The organism is Acrocarpospora pleiomorpha (genome assembly GCF_009687885.1).
Lineage (GTDB): Bacteria > Actinomycetota > Actinomycetes > Streptosporangiales > Streptosporangiaceae > Acrocarpospora > Acrocarpospora pleiomorpha.
Genome location: NZ_BLAF01000066.1, coordinates 31,655 through 48,189 on the forward strand (window position 1 = coordinate 31,655; position 16,535 = coordinate 48,189).

Here is a 16,535-nt window from a genome sequence, read left to right on the forward strand (position 1 = left end):
AAGAAAGGCACATTCATGGCACAGTTAGTTCTCGGGCTCGGGGTCTCGCACACCCCCCAGATGAGCATGCCCAGCGACCTGTGGGCCTCATACGCCAGGCATGACCGGAAGAACCCCAACCTCATCTACCGCCGCAAGAAGTGGGCCTACGAGGACCTCGTCGCGACCAGGGCCGGGGACGGCATCGCCGAGCGGATCAACGAGGAGACCTTCTCGGCCCTGCACGCGCGAGCCCAGACCGCGGTGGACTCGCTGGCCGCCAGCCTCGCCGAAGCCGCGCCCGACGTCGTGGTGATCGTCGGCGACGACCACCACGAGATCTTCGCCGAGGACAGCATGCCCACGTTCGCCGTCTACTGGGGCGAAACCGTGCGGGCGATCCCGCCGGAGAAGTTCTGGTTTCCCGAGGTGGCGACAGCGGCCTGGGCGCTGTACGGCGAGCAGCCCGAGACCTACCCCTGCCACGCCCCGCTCGGCGAGCACCTGATCCGCGGCCTCAACGGTTCCGGTTTCGACGTGGCGCAGGTGCGCGCGCAACCGGAGGGCCAGTCCATCGGGCACACGGTGGTGCTGGTCCGCAACCGGCTCATGGACCGGGAGGCCGAACCGCTGCCGATGGTGCCGGTGCTGCTCAACACCTACTTCGAGCCGAACCGGCCGGCCCCGGCACGCTGCTGGGAGCTGGGCAAGGGCCTGGCCGCGGCGATCGAGGCCTACCCGGAGGAGCTGCGGGTGGCGGTGATCGCCTCCGGCGGGCTGAGCCACTTCGTGGTGGACGAGGAGCTCGACCGCGCGGTGCTGAACGCGATGAAGGACCGCGACGAGGAGGCGATCGCCGGGTTCTCCGGCGAGGACTTCGTCTCCGGCACCAGCGAGTCCATGGGCTGGCTGGCCGTCGGCGGCGCCTGCGCGGGGCTGGACATGGAGATCGTGGACTACATCCCGGCCTACCGCACCGAGGCGGGCACCGGCTGCGGAATGGCCATGGTGCGGTGGTCGTGATGGCGCCCAGGCAATCGATGCTGGTGGTCAGCGCGCACGCCGCGGACTTCGTCTGGCGGGCGGCCGGCGCCATCGCCCTGCACACCGCCGCGGGCGGCACCGCGACGGTGGTCTGTCTCTCCTACGGAGAGCGGGGCGAGTCCGGCGACCTGTGGCGGGAGCCCGGCCAGACGGTGGAGGCGGTGAAGACGCGCAGGCACGCCGAGGGGCAGAAGGCCGCGGCCGAGGTGGGCGCGGACTACGTCCCGCTGGATCTGGGCGACTACCCGCTGGAGGTGCCGGCGGAGGCCATGCGGCGGCTGGTCGAGGCCTACCTGCGGACCCGCCCGGACGTGCTGCTCATACACGCTCCGGCCGACCCGTTCAATCCCGACCATCCGGTCGCCTCGGCCGCGGCGGTCAAGGCCAGGCTGCTGGCCATGGGCGCGGGCGGGGTCCCGGCCGCGTTCCCGACGATCCCGCCGCCGAGCATGTTCGCCTTCGAACCGCATCAGCCCGACCAGTGCGGATTCGCCCCCGACACCTACCTGGATGTCACGGCGGTGTTCGACCGCAAGCTGGCGGCGATGGGGGCGATGGCCTCGCAGGCGTACCTGGCCGGCCACTACCGCCAGCGCGCCGAGCAGCGCGCCTACCAGTCCCGCTATCTCGGCGCCGGCGCCGAGGTGCGCTATGTGGAGGCGTTCCAGCGGATGACCCCCGAACTGCGGGACCGGCTGTGAACGGGTTCGCCCAGCTGGGCGTGTCCACCGTGTACGAGGCGTCCGGCCGGGCCGGTCTGGTGGACGGGGCGCTGATCCGGGTGGTGCCGGGCAGCCGGGCCGCCGGTCCGGCCCGTACAGTGCGCTGCGGTCAGGACGACAACCTGGGCATCCACCAGGTGCTCGATCGCATCGAGCCCGGGGAGGTGCTGGTGGCGGTGATGCCGCGGCCCGCCCCCGTGACTCTGGTCGGGGAGCTGCTCGCCGTGCAGGCCAAGGCGCGCGGGGCGGCCGCGCTGCTGCTCGACGCGGCCGTGCGCGACGTCGACGAGCTGGCCGAGGTGGGCCTGCCGGTGTGGGCGCGCTGGGTCTGTCCGCGCGGCGCGGGCAAGGAGCTCGCCGGAGAGCTCGATGTGCCGGTCGAGTTCGGCGGCATCGTGATCGCGCCGGGCGACACGGTGGTGCTCGACGGCGACGGCGCCGTGGTGGTGCCCGCGGCCGACGCGCGGGCGACGCTGGCCACCTCCAGGCAACGGGCGTCGGTGGAGCGGGAACTGCTGCCCCGGTTGGCCGCGGGCGAGGCGACACTCGACCTCCTCGACTTGAGAACCAGGATCGGAACGGCGTGATGACACAGACACAGAGCTACCGGGTGGCCGTGGACATCGGCGGGACCTTCACCGACGCGGTCTGCCTGAGCCCCGAGGGAACGGTACGGCTCGCCAAGGCGCTGTCGATCCCCGGCAGGCAGGATTCCAGCGTGCTGGAGGCGGTCGAGCGCATCGGTGTCGGCCTCGCCGAGGTCGGTGATTTCATCCACGGGACGACCACCGCGCTCAACGCGTTGCTGGAGCGTTCCGGCGCCCGCCTGGCCATGGTGGTCACCCGCGGCTTCAGGGACGTCTACGAGATCGGCCGCGCCAGCCGCCCGGAGATGTACAACATCCACTACCACCGGCCCCCGATGCTGCTGCGCCGCCGCGACGTGTTCGAGGTGGCCGAGCGGGTGGGGGCCGACGGTGAGGTGGCGCTCCCGCTGGACGAGGCCGAGGTGACCGCGCTGGCCGCGCGGCTGGCGGCGGACTACGAGGCGGTCGCGGTGTGCTTCCTGCACGCCCACCGGTTCATGGAGCACGAGCGGCGTGCCAAGGAGCTCATCAGCGCGGCGGCGCCGGGGCTGGCGGTGGTCGCCTCCCACGAGGTGGCCCCGCAGTGGCGGGAGTACGAGCGTTTCTCCACCACCCTGGTCTCCGCGTACGTCACCCCGAAGATCGGTGACTACCTCAGTCGGCTGGAGACCCGGCTGGCCGAGGACGGGCTGCCCGTGCCCCTGCACGTCATGCAGTCCAACGGCGGGGTGATGACCGCGCAGATGGGCGTGCGCCGGGCCGTGCAGACGCTGTTCTCCGGCCCGGTGGGCGGCACCGTAGCCGGTGTGGCCATCGGCGCCCAGCTCGGCGTGGACCGGCTGATCTGCGTTGACATGGGCGGCACGTCGTTCGACGTCTCCCTGGTCGTGAACGGCGCCGCCGACATCGACGCGGAGCTGGAGATCGAGGGCCATCCCGTGCTCACCCCATCGGTGATCATGCATTCGCTGGGCGCCGGCGGGGGGTCGATCATCCACGTGGAGTCTGGCGGCCTGCGGGTGGGCCCGGAGTCGGCCGGAGCCAGCCCCGGCCCCGCCTGCTACGCGCGGGGCGGCGAGCGGCCCACCATCACCGACGCGAACCTCCTGCTCGGCCGGATCCCGGAGGACACCCGGATGGCGGGCACGGTCGCGCTGGACCGCGCCGCCGCCGAGCGGGCCATGGCGCGGGTCGCCGCCGAGCTCGGCCTGGCCGTCACCCGGCTGGCGGCCGGGGCGGTGGCCGTTGCCGACGCGGCCATGGCGGACGCGATCCGGGAGCTGACCGTGGCCCGCGGCATCGATCCGCGCGGGTTCGACCTGCTCGCCTTCGGCGGGGCCGGGCCGCTGCACGCCGTGGCGCTCGCCGAGGAACTTGCCATCCCGCGGGTGATCGTGCCGGCGGCTCCGGGCACGCTGTCCGCCTGGGGCATGCTCCAGGCCGACGTCCGGCACGATCTGGTGCGGGCCTTCTTCGCTGTCGCGGGACGCGTGCCCGCGGGCCGTGTGGCCGAGGAACTGCGCGCCCTGCGGGCCGAGGCGCGGGGGTTGCTGGCGGCCGAGAACGTGTCCCCCGCCCAGATGGTGCTCCAGAGTTCGGGGGACCTGCGCTATGCGGGCCAGGAGTACACGCTGACCGTGCCCCTCCCCGAGCGCGTCAACGGCGCCGCGCTCGGGGAGGTAACCGAGGCCTTCCACGCCGCGTATCAGGAGCGCTACGGGCACAGCAACCCGGCGGAGGACGTGGAGATCGTCAATCTGCGGGTGGCCGCGATCGGAGTCCGGCCGCGGCCCGCCGCACCGCCGGTCGAAGCCCGGCCGCGACCCGCGCCCACCCGGTGGGCCAGGACGGTGTTCAGCGGCGAGGCGCACGACACCGCCGTGCACGACCGCACGGATCTGGGCGCGGGCAGCCGGGCGATCGGTCCCTGCATCGTCCTCGAAACCGGGTGCACCACCCTGGTCCCGCCGGGCTGGCAGGCCACCCTGACCGAGCATGGCCACTTGATCCTGGAGAGGCTGACATGACCACGATCTCGCCATCCGCGAACCTGCCCTCGCTGGTCGATCCGGTCACCGTGGAGGTCATCCGCAACGCGCTGTCGTCGATCGCCCGCCAGATGAACAACAACCTGGCCCGTTCGGCCTACACGCCGATCATCTACGAGATGAAGGACTGTTCGGTCGGCGTCTTCGACCGGCACGGCCGGCTGCTCGGCCAGTCGCCGGGGCTGCCGATGTTCCTCGGCAACCTCGAGATGGGCATCAAGGTCACCACCGAGAAGCTCGGCGGGCCGGAGCGCTACCGGCCGGGCGACGTGTTCATGGTCAACGATCCTTATCTGGTCGGCAGCCACACGTACGACGTGACGATCTTCTCGCCGATCTTCCACGGCGAGCGGCTGATCGGGTTCGGCGCGACCAAGGCGCACTGGCTCGACATCGGAGCGAAGGAGGCCGGTCGGCCGGTCGACACGACCGAGATCTACCAGGAGGGCTACCGGTTCGGCCCGACCTACGTCTACCGGGCGGGTGAGCCGGAGACGCAGGTGCTGGACTACATCACCCGCAACAGCCGGTTGCCCCGCTCGGTCTGGGGCGACCTGCACGCGCAGATCTCGGCCTGCCGTACCGGGGAGCGGCGGTTGGTCGCGCTCTACGAGCGGTTCGGCGGGGACGTGGTCGAGGCGGCGGCGGAGGAGATCTTCGCCCAGTGCGAGCGGCTGGACCGGGAGACCGTCTCGCGCATACCGGACGGCGTGTACCGAGCGGAGGGCGCGATGGACTCCGGCGGCCCCGGGCTGCCTCCGGTGCCGGTGAAGGTGGCGGTGACCGTGTCCGGCGATCGTATGACCATCGACCTGAGCGGCTCCGGCGGTCCCACCGCGGGTTCGGTCAACTCCCCGCTGCCCGGCACGGTGGCCGGCGCCCGCCTGGCGTACAAGTGCCTGATCAACCCGGATGTCCCGGTCACCGATGGCACGTTCAGGAACCTGACGATCGTGGCGCCCGCGGACACGGTCTTCAACGTCGCCGAGCCGCACGCCACGATCTACTACTACCCGCCGCTCGGGCTGATGATCGACCTGGTGATCCGGGCGCTGGCCGACGCCCTGCCCGACGACGTGGTGGCCGGTCAGCCGGCCGATCCGATGAACGTGACGTTCGTGGGCGTCCGCGCCGACGGCAGCCGTTACGTCACCGGGGAGGCGACCGCGGTGGGCTGGGGTGCCTCGTCGGCCGCCGACGGCGCCAACGGAATGATCAACTATGGTGCGGGGGACCTGAAGAACTACCCGGTCGAGGTGCTGGAGACGCGGTATCCGATCCGCGTCAACCGCTACGGGCTGCGCGAGGGCTCTGGAGGCCCGGGCAGGTTCCGCGGTGGTCTGGGCATCGTCCGGGAGTACGAGACCCTGGCCGAGGAGACCTACCTGTCTCTGTGGCTGGAGCGGTCGACCCTGCCCGGATGGGGGCTGCACGGTGGGGGCGACGGGGCGCCCACCCACGGCGAGATCGAGTCGGACGGCGTGACCGAGACCGTGCTCAAGGTCGGCGCGCGGCGGCTGCGCAAGGGCACGCGGATCAGGGTGATGACTGGCGGGGGAGGCGGTTACGGACCGTCTTCTGAGCGTGACCCGGCGAGGCTTGATGCCGACCACGCTGATGGATATGTCCACAATTCCTACGAAATGCCAGATATAAGGGGCATGGTACGATTCGCCGCCGCCCCGGACCCGTACAGGAGTTAATGTATGCGGAGTCGATCTTTGATCACCGCAGTGGCCGCCGTTCTCACCTCGGTGGGATGCACCCAGGTCACGCCCCCCACCGTCCGGGAAAGCCGCACCGTGTCCGCGGTCTTCTCCAACATCGCCGAGACCAAGTCCCTGGATCCCCACCTGGCCTTCGCCTCCGAGTCGGTCCTGTTCGTCCGGCAGGCCTACGACAGCCTGCTCGAGTACAAGCCCGGCGGGACAGAGACACGCCCCGCGCTGGCCACCAAGTGGGAGTCGTCGGCGGACGCCAAGACCCACACCGTCACCCTCCGCTCCGGCGTGCGGTTCCACGACGGCTCCACCCTGGACTCCGCCGTCGTCAAGACCAGCGTGGACCGGCTGCTCGAGATCAACCAGGGACCGGCCACCCTGTTCGGCAACGTCGACACCGTGGAGACGCCCACGGCCGACACCGTGGTCTTCCGGCTGAAGAACGCGGACGCGTTCTTCCCCGGCATGCTGCCCAAGCTGCCGATCGTCTCCAAGAAGGCGATCGACGAGCACAAGACCGCCGACGACCCGTGGGCCAAGGAGTGGTTCACCGGCAACGAGGCGGGCAGCGGGCCGTACACGCTGGGGACCTGGGAGCGCGGCAAGGCCATCACCCTCAACGCGTTCGAGGGCTACTGGCAGAAGTTCGAGGACGGCACGCCCACGAAGGTCACGCTGCGCACCGACCCGGACGTCACCACCGCCGTGCAGCTCATGTGCCAGGGCCAGGTGGACATGATCGGCGGCATCGGCACCGACCAGACCGACCAGGCGGCGGCCTGCGCCGACGTCAAGGCGGTCGAGCAGCCCAAGCTCGGCGTGAACACGGTCTTCTTCAACCTGAAGGCCAAGGGCCCGGTCAGCGACGTGCGCGTGCGCAAGGCCATCGCGCTGGCGGTGGACTACAAGGCGTACCTGGAGTACTTCAAGGGGCGCGCGCAGGAGGCGCGTGGCCCGCTGCCGCCCGGCGCGGTGGAGTTCGAGCCGCCGTTCCCCGCCTTCGCCCAGAACCTCGACGAGGCCAAGCGGCTGCTCGCCGACGCGGGCTACCCCGATGGCGGGTTCACGCTCAGCTACCTCGGGCTCAAGGGCCTGGCCTGGGAGGAGTTCTTCGGCACCCTTCTGGAGCAGAACCTCAAGCCGCTCGGGATCAAGGTGAAGCAAACCCTGGTGGCCTGGCCCCAGATGGTCTCCCTGCAGGGCAACCCGGAGACGGCGCACGACCTGTCCTTCCTGGTGCTGAACATGGTCACGCCCGACCCGACCTCGATTCTGCGCAACTACACCACCGCGGCGCGCGCCGACAAGGGCGGCATGAACTGGGCCTACTACTCCAACACCGGCTTGGACGAACAGCTGGGACAGATCAGCGGCATCCTGGACGAGACCCAGCGGCTGAACGTGCTCCGCGAGGCGCAGCAGTCGATCATCGATGACCAGGTGGCGATCTGGCTGCCCTCGTCCAACATCTACCAGCCCGTCGCCAAGAAGTGGGAGGTCAGCTACGAGCCGATCGACTTCGTGGTGATGGTGCGCTTCTTCTACGCCAGGGAAAGCTGATCGGAGGGCGGAGGTGACGGACAACAGAGAACGAACCATGCGGTTGCGGGCCGGATCGCGGCTGCTCAGGCTGCTCGCCAGCCTCACATGGATCCTGCTGGTGGTGTGGGTCGCGGTGTCCGTCACCTTCGTCCTCAGCCGGATCGTGCCCGCCGACCCCGCCCGGCTGGCGGCCGGGCTGGACGCGGGCCCCGAACAGGTGGCCGAGGTCCGGGCCGAGATGGGGCTGGATCAGCCACTGGCCGCGCAGTACGGGAGATACCTGGGCGATCTCATCACCGGTGACCTCGGACGGTCGCTGCAGACCCGCCAGCCGGTCATCGACGACCTGCTCACCGCGCTGCCCGCGTCGCTGGAGCTGATCCTCGCGTCGTACCTGATCTACGCCGTGATCGGCATCCTGGCCGGCATCGCCTGGGCCTACTGGCCGCGCGGGCCGCACACGCTGCTCCTGCGCTTCGGCGCCGTGATCGGCGTGGCCGTGCCGGTGTTCTGGGTGGGGCTGGTGCTGCAGGTGGTCTTCGCCGGCAAGCTGCAGTGGTTCCCGGTGGCGGGCAACTTCGACTTCGAGGGCACCGGCGTGCCGAAAGTGACCGGTATGGGGCTGGTGGACACCGCGCTGACCGGGCAACTCCCGCTCATCGGGGAGGCGCTGCGCACACTCGCGCTGCCGGTCGTCACACTGGTGGTCACCCATCTGGCGGTGACGATGACGCTGATGCGCTCCTCGCTGGAGGAACAGCTCAAGCGGCCGTACGTGCGGACGGCCAGGGCCCGCGGCGTCAAGGAGCGGCGGATCGTTTTCGTCGACGCGCTGCGCAACTCGCTCAACCCCGTCGTGACCATGCTGGGGCTACAGCTCGGCTGGAGCCTGGGCGGCGTGGTGATCGTCGAGGTGATCTTCTCCTGGCCGGGGTTCGGCCTGTACGCCTACCAGGCGTTCAGCGCCTTCGACTACAACGCGATCATGGCGATCACACTGCTGTCCACGGTGGTCTTCGTGACGGTCAACGCGCTCGTCGGAATGATCTATCCGATGCTCGACCCGCGGCTGAAGGAGGCCCGATGACCGCATCGCAGGCCCGTCCGACCTGGTCGCAGATCTGGGCCGGGGCCACCGTGCTCACGATAGCCGCCCTGCTCCTCGCGCCGGGCTGGCTGACCCCGTCCGACCCCTACCACCTGGACGTCTCACAACGATTCCAGCCGCCGGCCGCGGCACACCTGTTCGGCACCGACGACGCCGGCCGGGACATCTTCAGCCGGGTCATCCACGGCGCCCGCTACTCGATCGGCACCAGCCTGGTCGTGGTCACCGCGGCCGCGCTCTTCGGGACCGTGTACGGCGCGGCGGCCGCGTGGTTCGGCGGCGCGATCGACCGGGTGCTGATGCGGATCGTGGACGTGTTCCTCGCGTTCCCGTACCTCGTCTTCGCGATGGCCATCTCCGCGTCCCTGGGCCGAGGGCTCACCTCGGCGCTGATCGCGCTCGTCTCGCTCTGGTGGCCCAGCTACGCGCGGATGGTGCGCGGCCAGGTGCTGTCCCTGATCAAGGACTACCACGTGCGGGCCGCCCGCACGCTGGGCGCCTCCGGCCCGCAGATCCTGCGTTGGCACGTGGTGCCGCACACTTACGACCAGGTGCTCGTCCGCTACACCCTCGACCTGGGGCAGGCGCTGATCGCCCTCACCGGCTTGTCCTTCCTCGGGCTGGGCGCCCAGCCGCCCACTCCGGAGTGGGGCCTGCTCATCGCCGACGCCAAACAGTACGCGCTCACCGCCTGGTGGGCCGCGGTCCTGCCCGGCTGCGTCGTGTTCCTGGTCACGCTCAACTTCATGTCCCTGGGGGACAGGCTGCGCCGGCGCGGAGGTCTGCGATGAGCCCGATCCTGTCCGTACGCGGCCTGACCGTGTGCTACCCCAACGCCGACCAGCCCGCCGTGGACGGTGTCGGCTTCGATCTGGAGCCGGGCGCGACGATCGCCGTGGTCGGCGAGTCGGGCAGCGGGAAGTCCACGGTGGCGCTCGCGCTGAGCCGCCTGCTGAACCCGGCCGTGTCGATCCGCGCGGACGCGCTCACCTTCGAGGGACAGGACCTGCTCGGCCTGCGCCGAGAGGCGCTGCGCCGGTTGCGAGCCCGCCGCATCGCTATGATCTTCCAGTCCCCATTCGGGTCGTGGAACCCGTCCAGGACCATCGGCGCGCAGCTCGTCGACGGGCTCCGCGCGGCGGGCCTGTGGCCGGACCGCAGGGAGCGGCTGCTGGAGCTGCTCAAGCGGGTCGGCCTCGACGACCCGGAGCGGCGCCTCGGCGACTACCCGCATCGGTTCAGCGGTGGCATGCTCCAGCGCGCGATGATCGCCGGAGCGCTGGTAACCGAGCCCAGCCTGCTCGTGGCGGACGAGCCGACCAGCGCACTGGACGCCACGGTGCAAGCGGAGATCCTTGAGATCCTCGACGAGCTCCGCAAGGAGCAGAACCTCGCGCTGATGCTGATCAGCCACGATCTCGGCGTGGTCGCCCGGGTCGCCCAGCACACGCTCGTGCTCTACCGCGGGCAGGTGGTCGAGTCCGGCCCGACGGCGGCGCTCTACCGGCACGCCGGGCATCCGTACACGCAAGGGCTGCTGGCGGCCGTGCCCCGGCTGGAGGGGCCGCGGAAGACACCGCTTCCGGCGATGCCCCAGGGGACCGCCACCCGCGGCGGCTGCGTTTTCGCGTCCCGGTGCCCGCGCGCCGAGGACCTGTGCCGGACCTCGGCACCGTCCCCGCGGCACCTGAACGGGACGAATGTGGCGTGTCACTTCGCCGAGGACGTACGAAGGGAACCGATATGGCGATGGTGACCCCGCTGCTGGAGCTGCGGAACCTCCGAAAGACCTTCACCGTCGGCCCCCGCGCCGTGGCGGCGGTCCGGGACGTGTCGCTGACCATCCATCCGGGAGAGATCGTCGGCCTGGTGGGGGAATCCGGCTCCGGCAAGTCCACCGTGGCCAACCTCGTCCTGGGACTGGAACGCCCGGACGCCGGTGAGATCCTTTACCAGGGTCGGCCGCTCGCCGAGTTGCTGACCGGATCGGGCCGGGCGTACCGCTCGGCGGTACAGGCGGTCTTCCAGGATCCGGTGCAGGCGATGGACAGCAGGAAGACCGTCGGCTGGTCGATCGCCGAGCCGTTGGTGATCCACCGGGCCGCACGCGGGGCCGCGCTCCGCTCCCGGGTCGCCGAGCTGCTCGGCGCGGTCCACCTGGACCCGTCGCTGGCCGACCGTTACCCGCACCAGATTTCCGGCGGTCAGGCGCAGCGTGCCAACATCGCGCGGGCGCTCGCCCTGGAGCCGTCGCTGCTCGTCTGCGACGAGGCCGTCTCCGCGCTGGACGTCTCAGTGCAGGCGCAGATCATGAACCTGTTCCTGGAGATCCAGCAGCGGCTCTCGACCGCGATGCTGTTCATCAGCCACGCGCTGCCCGTGGTGCGCCACCTGGCCGACAGCATGGTGGTGATGTACGCGGGCGCCGTCGTCGAGCAGGGCCCTACAGAGGCGGTGTGCGAGGCGCCACGGCATCCGTACACCCGGCTCCTGATCGGCTCCTCGCTGCCGCCCGACCCGGAGCGGCAGCCGGTCCGCCCGCCGTCGGCGCGCCGGGAGGCCCTGCCCACGGCAGGTTGCCGGTTCGCGCCCCGCTGCGTCCTGGCCACCGACCGCTGCCGTTCCGACGACCCCGTCCTGGGCGAGGTCGGCTCCGCGCACTCCGCCGCCTGCTGGCGCACCGACGTGCCCGCCCTGGTCGAGCCGGTGCAGGGGTGATGATGGCAGAGGTCGCGGAACCGCTCGTCGACGCGATGGTCGCCGGTGGGGTCCGGGTGCTGTTCTTCGCCTCGGGCTCCGACGTGATGGTGTTCCAGGAGGAGATCGCCCGGCGCGAGGCGCACGGCCTGCCCGCGCCGCGCCTGGTCCCCGTCCTGCACGAAACCGTGGGTCTCAACGCGGCCATGGGGTTCGCGATGGCCGGCGGCGGGGTGGCCGCGGTCGCCGCGCACGTGGACGTGGGCACCCTCAACATGGGGGCAGCCTGGCATACGCTGCGCCGCTGTGGCGAACCCGTGCTGATCCTCGCGGGTTCGCCGCCCACCTCGGAACCGGGTGTCCGGCGCGGCGGGCGCGATCATCCGGTGTACTGGCTGCAGGAGCCGGTCGACCAGCGGACGCTGTTCCAGCCGTACCTGAAATGGGGCTGGCGGCTGTCCTCCTTCGACAATCCCGGGCTGGTGGTCAGCCGGGCGCTGCAGATCGCGCGCAGCGAACCCTGCGGAGCCGCCATGGTGACCCTGCCCCGCGACGTGGTGATGGGGCAGGCGCCCGATCTCCCCTACCCTGACACCGGACGGCTCGGCCTGCCCGCGCCCACACACCCGGATCCGGAGGCCATCTCCCGGCTCGCCCGCCTGATCGCCGATGCCGACTGCCCGGTGATCGTCACCGGCGCCAGCGGGCGGGACCCGCGGACCGTGCCGTTGCTCACCGAACTGGTCGAACTGGCGGGTGCCTGGGTCACCGAAAGCGGCTGGCGCGAGCGGCTCAACATCTCCTCACGCCACCCGATGCTGGCCACCGGACCGGCGCTCGGCGCGGCCGACATGGTCCTGGTCGTCGACCGCCATATTCCGTGGGTGCCCGACGGCGGCCCGGACGCGCCTCCCGAGGACGCCACGGTCGCCTGGCTGGGCCGGGATGTGCTCGTCGCCGACGTGCCGATCGTCGAGCATCCCGCCGATCTGCGCATTCCATGCACCACCGCGAACGGGCTCGCCGCGCTGATCGCCGCGCTCCGCGACGCGCACACACCGGTCACCCGCCGCCGCGCGCAGGCCCGGCTGGCCGAGGGCCGACGCCGCCGCACCGCGCTCGACACGCGACAGGACGCGGAGGCCATCGCGGCACCGGGGAGCCCGGTCGACCCCCGGCGGGTCGCCTACGAGCTGGGCCTGCTCCTCGGCGACGACGCCATCCTGCTCGACGAGGCCGTCTCCAACGCCCCGCACGTACGAGCCCACCACCGCGGCGGCAGGCCGGGGTCCTTCTTCGCGCAGAGCGGCAGCGCGGGCGGATGGGGGTCAGGCGCGGCACTGGGCGCCAAGCTCGCGGCCCCGGAACGGGATATCGTGCTCGCTTCCGGCGACGGCTTCTACTGGTTCGGGTCGCCCGGCGCCGCACTCTGGACCGCCCGCCACGCGGGCGCCCCGTACCTGGCGGTGGTGTTCGTCAACGGCCGCTACAGCACCGGCACCGTCCAGGCCAGCCACTTCTATCCAGGCGGGTACGCCGAGGCTGCCGGATTCCCTGGAGGCGTCTTCGACCCGCCGCCCGACTACGCCGCCGAGGCCGCCGCGGCCGGCGGCTGGGGGCGGTACGTCGACGACGCCGACCAGGTGGCGCAGGCGCTCCGCGAAGGGCTCGCGCGGACCCGCGAAGGGGCCCCCGCCGTCGTGGCCGTCCGAGTGCGCTGAGCATGCTCAACCGAGGAAGGACCTGAACGTGAGCGACATGCGGATCATCGATGCGCGCAGCCGGCCGCCGATAGCGGCGTTTCTCCCCGATCGCACTTACGTCAACCTGGAGCGCACCCTGCGCGACGTGCGGGCCAGGGGCTGGCGGCCGACGCCCAGCATGGAACGCCCCGAACTCGACCGCTACCTCGCCGAATGCGACAAGGCGGGCATCGTGCGCGCCGGTATACCCGCGCGGGCGCCGAACCGGTGGTGGGGCGGGCAGGGCAACGAGCCGGTTCTCGCCGCCTGCGCGGAACGGCCGGAGTTCTTCTTCCCGTACGCGGCTGTGGACCCCTTCGCCGACGCCGCCGAGTCGGTGGCCGGGCTCCACGAGCGTGGCGCCCGCGCGATCGTCATAGAACCAGGTATCGCCGACGAACCGGCCTACGTTGACGATCCCAGGATCAACCCGGTCTACGAGGCGTGCCAGGCTCTCGGCCTGCCGGTGCTCCTGATGGGCGGCGGGGAGACCGGGCCCGACCTGTCGTTCAGCGACCCGCGGCGCTTCGAGCAGGTGGCGATCCGTTTCCCCGGACTGCCGCTGGTGAACGTCCACGGTGGATGGCCGCTGGCGCAGGCGGCACTGGGTGTGGCCTTCCGCCGCCCCAACGTGTGGCTACTGCCGGACGTGTACTTTCCCGGCCTGCCCGGCGAGCACGACTACGTGCTGGCGATGCGCACGTACCTCGCGGACCGCTTCCTGTTCGCCACCGGCTACCCGTTCTGCCCGGTGCAGGCCACAGTGGACCGCTACCTGTCGTTCGGGCTGCCGGACGAGGTCCTGGAGAACGTGCTGTATCGCAACGCGGCCCGGCTCTTCGGATTGGATCCCCAATGATCGTGGAGGAGTTCCACGGGGCGGTCGCGGTGGTCACCGGGGCGGGCAGCGGCATCGGCCACGGTGTGGTGACCGCCCTGGCCGCACGCGGCGCCCAGGTTGTCGCGGCCGACCTCGACCCGGCCGGCCTGCCTGAGGCGCCCGGCATCCGGACCGTGACGGCCGATGTGACCAGCCCCGGCGACGTCCGTCGGGTCTTCGCCGCGGCCGACAGCCTGGGCGGGGCGGACCTGCTGGTCAACGCGGCGGGAATCGCGGTGACCAGGCCACTGCTGGAGCACACCGACGACGACTGGGACCGGGTGCTCGCCGTGAACCTCAAAGGCAGCTTCCTGTGCCTGCGCGAGGCCGCCCGCACGATGACGGCCCGGCGGCGGGGCTCCGTCGTGAACGTGTCCTCGATCGTGTCCATCATCGCCTCGCCCACACCCGAGATCGCCTACGACGCGAGCAAGGGCGGGGTGTCCCAGCTGACGCGCTCCGCCGCCGCCGAACTCGGCCCGCACGGCGTGCGCGTCAACGCCGTCGCCCCGGGACCGGTGCCCACCGCACTGTACGGCCCGCCCGCCGGTGCCGTCGCCCGGAACATCCCGCTCGGACGGCTCGGCACGGTCGAGGACATCGTGGCCCCCATCCTCTTCCTCTGCTCCACCGCGGCGGCCTGGATCACCGGCCACGTGCTGGTGGTCGACGGCGGGCGGGTGCTCCGGTGAGAGGGCTGGAGGGCCGCGTGGCCGTGGTGACCGGCGGCGGCCGGGGGATCGGCGCGGCGGTGTGCCGACGGCTGGCCGAGGAGGGCGCGGCCGTGGCCGTGCTCGACCTGGACCCCGAGCCCGCCGCACAGGTCGCGCGGACGCTGCCCGGGGCCGGCGCGTACGCAGCAGACGCGGGCGACCGGGCCGAGGTGGAGGACGTGGTCCGGCGCGTGCTGGCCAGGCACGGGCGGATCGACGTCCTCGTGCCGTGCGCGGGCGTCATGCGTGGCGCGCCCGTCACCGAGATGACCGACCAGAACTGGACCGAGGTGCTGACCAGCCACCTCACGGGGGCGTTCACCGCCGTGCGGGCCGTCACCCCGGCCATGACCGCCCAAGGGTACGGCCGGATCGTGCTCATCTCCTCGATCGCGGCACGCGGCATAGCCGGTCACGTCAACTACGGCACGGCCAAGGCCGGAATCGCCGGAATGGCTCGATCACTGGCCTTGGAGCTCGGCCCGCGCGGCGTGACGGTCAACGCGGTGGCGCCCGGCTTCATCGCGACCAGGATGACCCGCGAGGGGGCCGAGCGCCGTGGGCGCACCTGGGAGGAGCACGCCGCGCAGGCGGCCGCGGGCACCACGCTGCGCCGGATCGGCACACCGGAAGACGTCGCGGCCGTGGTCGCGTTCCTGGCCGGCGCCGACGCCGGCTATGTGACGGGCCAGGTGATCCACGTCAGTGGTGATCCCTGAGCTGTGCCGCCTTCTCCATCGTGATCGCCGTCTTCGGCGCGACCAGCGCCGTCGGCGTCCATCCGGGGCGGCCAGCTGCCCGGCTCGGGCAGATGCTCTCGGGCCAGCCGGAGCAGCTTCTCAATCGTCTTACGCCGTGGCGTGTCCGAACGGTAGAGGGCGGTCAGCACCCGGCGCGGCTTGTACGCTTCGTCGATCTCCACCACGTGCACATTGCTGCTCGGCAGCAGCGTCACCGCCCGGGGCACCACGGTCACCCCCATGCCGACCTCGACGAACCGGATCGCCATCTCCATCCAGCCGGTCTCGATCACCGGGGAGACCGACACCCCCGCCTTCGCGAAGAACTCGTCCAGCACGGTGCGCAGCGTGTACTGCTTGGGGAAGAGCACCAACTGCTCGTCGCGTAGGGCCGCCAGAGGCACCGAGCCGTCGGCGATGAACGGGTGCCCGTCCGGCACCATGATCACCCAGTCATCCTCGAACAGGGAGTGCACCTCCATGCCGACACCCGGCGACGCGGACAGCCCGTCGTCGCCGAGGCTCGCGATACCCAGGTCCAACTGCCCGATACTGACCTTCAGGAAGATCTCGGCGGTGATGATGTCCTCGATGCGGATGTCGAGCTTCTCGTGTGACCGGCTCAGGTTCGCCAGCACCTCCGGCAGCCAGACGAGCAGCGGTCCCATGGTGACCCCAAGCCGCAGCGGCTGGCCGCGGTGCCGCTGCCGGGACTTGGCCGACTGCTCCAGCTCGTTGGCGACACTGAGCAGCAGCATCGCCTGGTCGAACAGGGCCTCGCCGTGCACCGTCAGCCGCGCCCCGTGCCGTCCCCGGTCGAAGAGCCTGCAGCCCAGATGCCGCTCCAGCAGGAGAATCTGCTCGCTCAGCGCCGACTGGGTCACATGCAGCGCGGCCGACGCCGCCGTGAAACTACCCCGCTGAGCGATTTCCACGAAGTACCGGTAGTGCCTGAGCTCCGCTGCCATTCACGCAGCGTACGCGATACCATCGGCGGTCCCGATGGTTCGCA

At 71.3% G+C, this 16,535-nt stretch carries 15 protein-coding genes; 14 read left to right on the plus strand and 1 reads right to left on the minus strand.

What is annotated here, in order from left to right; all coding sequences use genetic code 11:
• Nucleotides 1-15 precede the first annotated feature (15 nt).
• Genes Aple_RS40820 through Aple_RS40885 form a run of 14 tightly spaced genes read left to right on the plus strand, consistent with a single transcriptional unit; the run spans nucleotide 16 to nucleotide 15,502 of the window.
• On the plus strand, nucleotides 16-1,002 hold the full coding sequence (locus Aple_RS40820; RefSeq protein ID WP_155350135.1) for a DODA-type extradiol aromatic ring-opening family dioxygenase: 987 nt from the start codon (nucleotides 16-18) through the stop codon (nucleotides 1,000-1,002).
• Entirely contained in the window at nucleotides 1,002-1,724 is a 723-nt protein-coding gene (locus tag Aple_RS40825) for a PIG-L deacetylase family protein (protein ID WP_155350136.1), read from the plus strand. The genes Aple_RS40820 and Aple_RS40825 overlap by 1 nt, the downstream gene beginning before the upstream one ends.
• Complete coding sequence (locus Aple_RS40830; protein WP_155350137.1) at nucleotides 1,721-2,332, plus strand: RraA family protein; 612 nt, start codon at nucleotides 1,721-1,723, stop codon at nucleotides 2,330-2,332. Before Aple_RS40825 ends, Aple_RS40830 begins: the two co-directional genes overlap by 4 nt.
• Nucleotides 2,332-4,359: a hydantoinase/oxoprolinase family protein gene (locus Aple_RS40835; RefSeq protein WP_218038751.1), complete on the plus strand. Its 2,028-nt coding sequence runs from the start codon at nucleotides 2,332-2,334 to the stop codon at nucleotides 4,357-4,359. Before Aple_RS40830 ends, Aple_RS40835 begins: the two co-directional genes overlap by 1 nt.
• Complete coding sequence (locus Aple_RS40840; RefSeq protein ID WP_155350139.1) at nucleotides 4,356-6,083, plus strand: hydantoinase B/oxoprolinase family protein; 1,728 nt, start codon at nucleotides 4,356-4,358, stop codon at nucleotides 6,081-6,083. The genes Aple_RS40835 and Aple_RS40840 overlap by 4 nt, the downstream gene beginning before the upstream one ends.
• Nucleotides 6,084-6,086: 3 nt before the next feature.
• Nucleotides 6,087-7,661, plus strand: a complete 1,575-nt coding sequence (locus Aple_RS40845; RefSeq protein ID WP_155350140.1) for an ABC transporter substrate-binding protein — start codon at nucleotides 6,087-6,089, stop codon at nucleotides 7,659-7,661.
• Between the two features lie 13 nt (nucleotides 7,662-7,674).
• The gene (locus Aple_RS40850) at nucleotides 7,675-8,730 is read left to right on the plus strand and encodes an ABC transporter permease (protein WP_155350141.1); all 1,056 of its coding nucleotides are present in this window, start codon (nucleotides 7,675-7,677) and stop codon (nucleotides 8,728-8,730) included.
• Entirely contained in the window at nucleotides 8,727-9,542 is an 816-nt protein-coding gene (locus Aple_RS40855; protein WP_155350142.1) for an ABC transporter permease, read from the plus strand. The genes Aple_RS40850 and Aple_RS40855 overlap by 4 nt, the downstream gene beginning before the upstream one ends.
• Entirely contained in the window at nucleotides 9,539-10,507 is a 969-nt protein-coding gene (locus Aple_RS40860; protein ID WP_155350143.1) for an ABC transporter ATP-binding protein, read from the plus strand. Before Aple_RS40855 ends, Aple_RS40860 begins: the two co-directional genes overlap by 4 nt.
• Nucleotides 10,495-11,469, plus strand: coding sequence for an oligopeptide/dipeptide ABC transporter ATP-binding protein (locus Aple_RS40865; protein WP_155350144.1), 975 nt, complete (start codon nucleotides 10,495-10,497; stop codon nucleotides 11,467-11,469). The genes Aple_RS40860 and Aple_RS40865 overlap by 13 nt, the downstream gene beginning before the upstream one ends.
• Nucleotides 11,469-13,169 (plus strand): thiamine pyrophosphate-dependent enzyme, encoded by a 1,701-nt coding sequence (locus tag Aple_RS40870; RefSeq protein ID WP_155350145.1) that lies wholly within the window; start codon nucleotides 11,469-11,471, stop codon nucleotides 13,167-13,169. The genes Aple_RS40865 and Aple_RS40870 overlap by 1 nt, the downstream gene beginning before the upstream one ends.
• 37 nt (nucleotides 13,170-13,206) lie before the next feature.
• Entirely contained in the window at nucleotides 13,207-14,049 is an 843-nt protein-coding gene (locus tag Aple_RS40875; RefSeq protein ID WP_246265102.1) for an amidohydrolase family protein, read from the plus strand.
• Nucleotides 14,046-14,762 (plus strand): SDR family NAD(P)-dependent oxidoreductase, encoded by a 717-nt coding sequence (locus Aple_RS40880; protein ID WP_155350147.1) that lies wholly within the window; start codon nucleotides 14,046-14,048, stop codon nucleotides 14,760-14,762. Before Aple_RS40875 ends, Aple_RS40880 begins: the two co-directional genes overlap by 4 nt.
• Nucleotides 14,759-15,502 carry an SDR family NAD(P)-dependent oxidoreductase gene (locus tag Aple_RS40885; RefSeq protein ID WP_155350148.1) on the plus strand — a complete coding sequence of 248 codons (744 nt, stop codon included), beginning with the start codon at nucleotides 14,759-14,761 and terminating at the stop codon, nucleotides 15,500-15,502. The genes Aple_RS40880 and Aple_RS40885 overlap by 4 nt, the downstream gene beginning before the upstream one ends.
• Here the strand turns inward: Aple_RS40885 and Aple_RS40890 are convergent.
• Nucleotides 15,460-16,491: a LysR family transcriptional regulator gene (locus tag Aple_RS40890; protein ID WP_155350149.1), complete on the minus strand. Its 1,032-nt coding sequence runs from the start codon at nucleotides 16,489-16,491 to the stop codon at nucleotides 15,460-15,462. The genes Aple_RS40885 and Aple_RS40890 overlap by 43 nt on opposite strands.
• Nucleotides 16,492-16,535 lie beyond the last annotated feature (44 nt).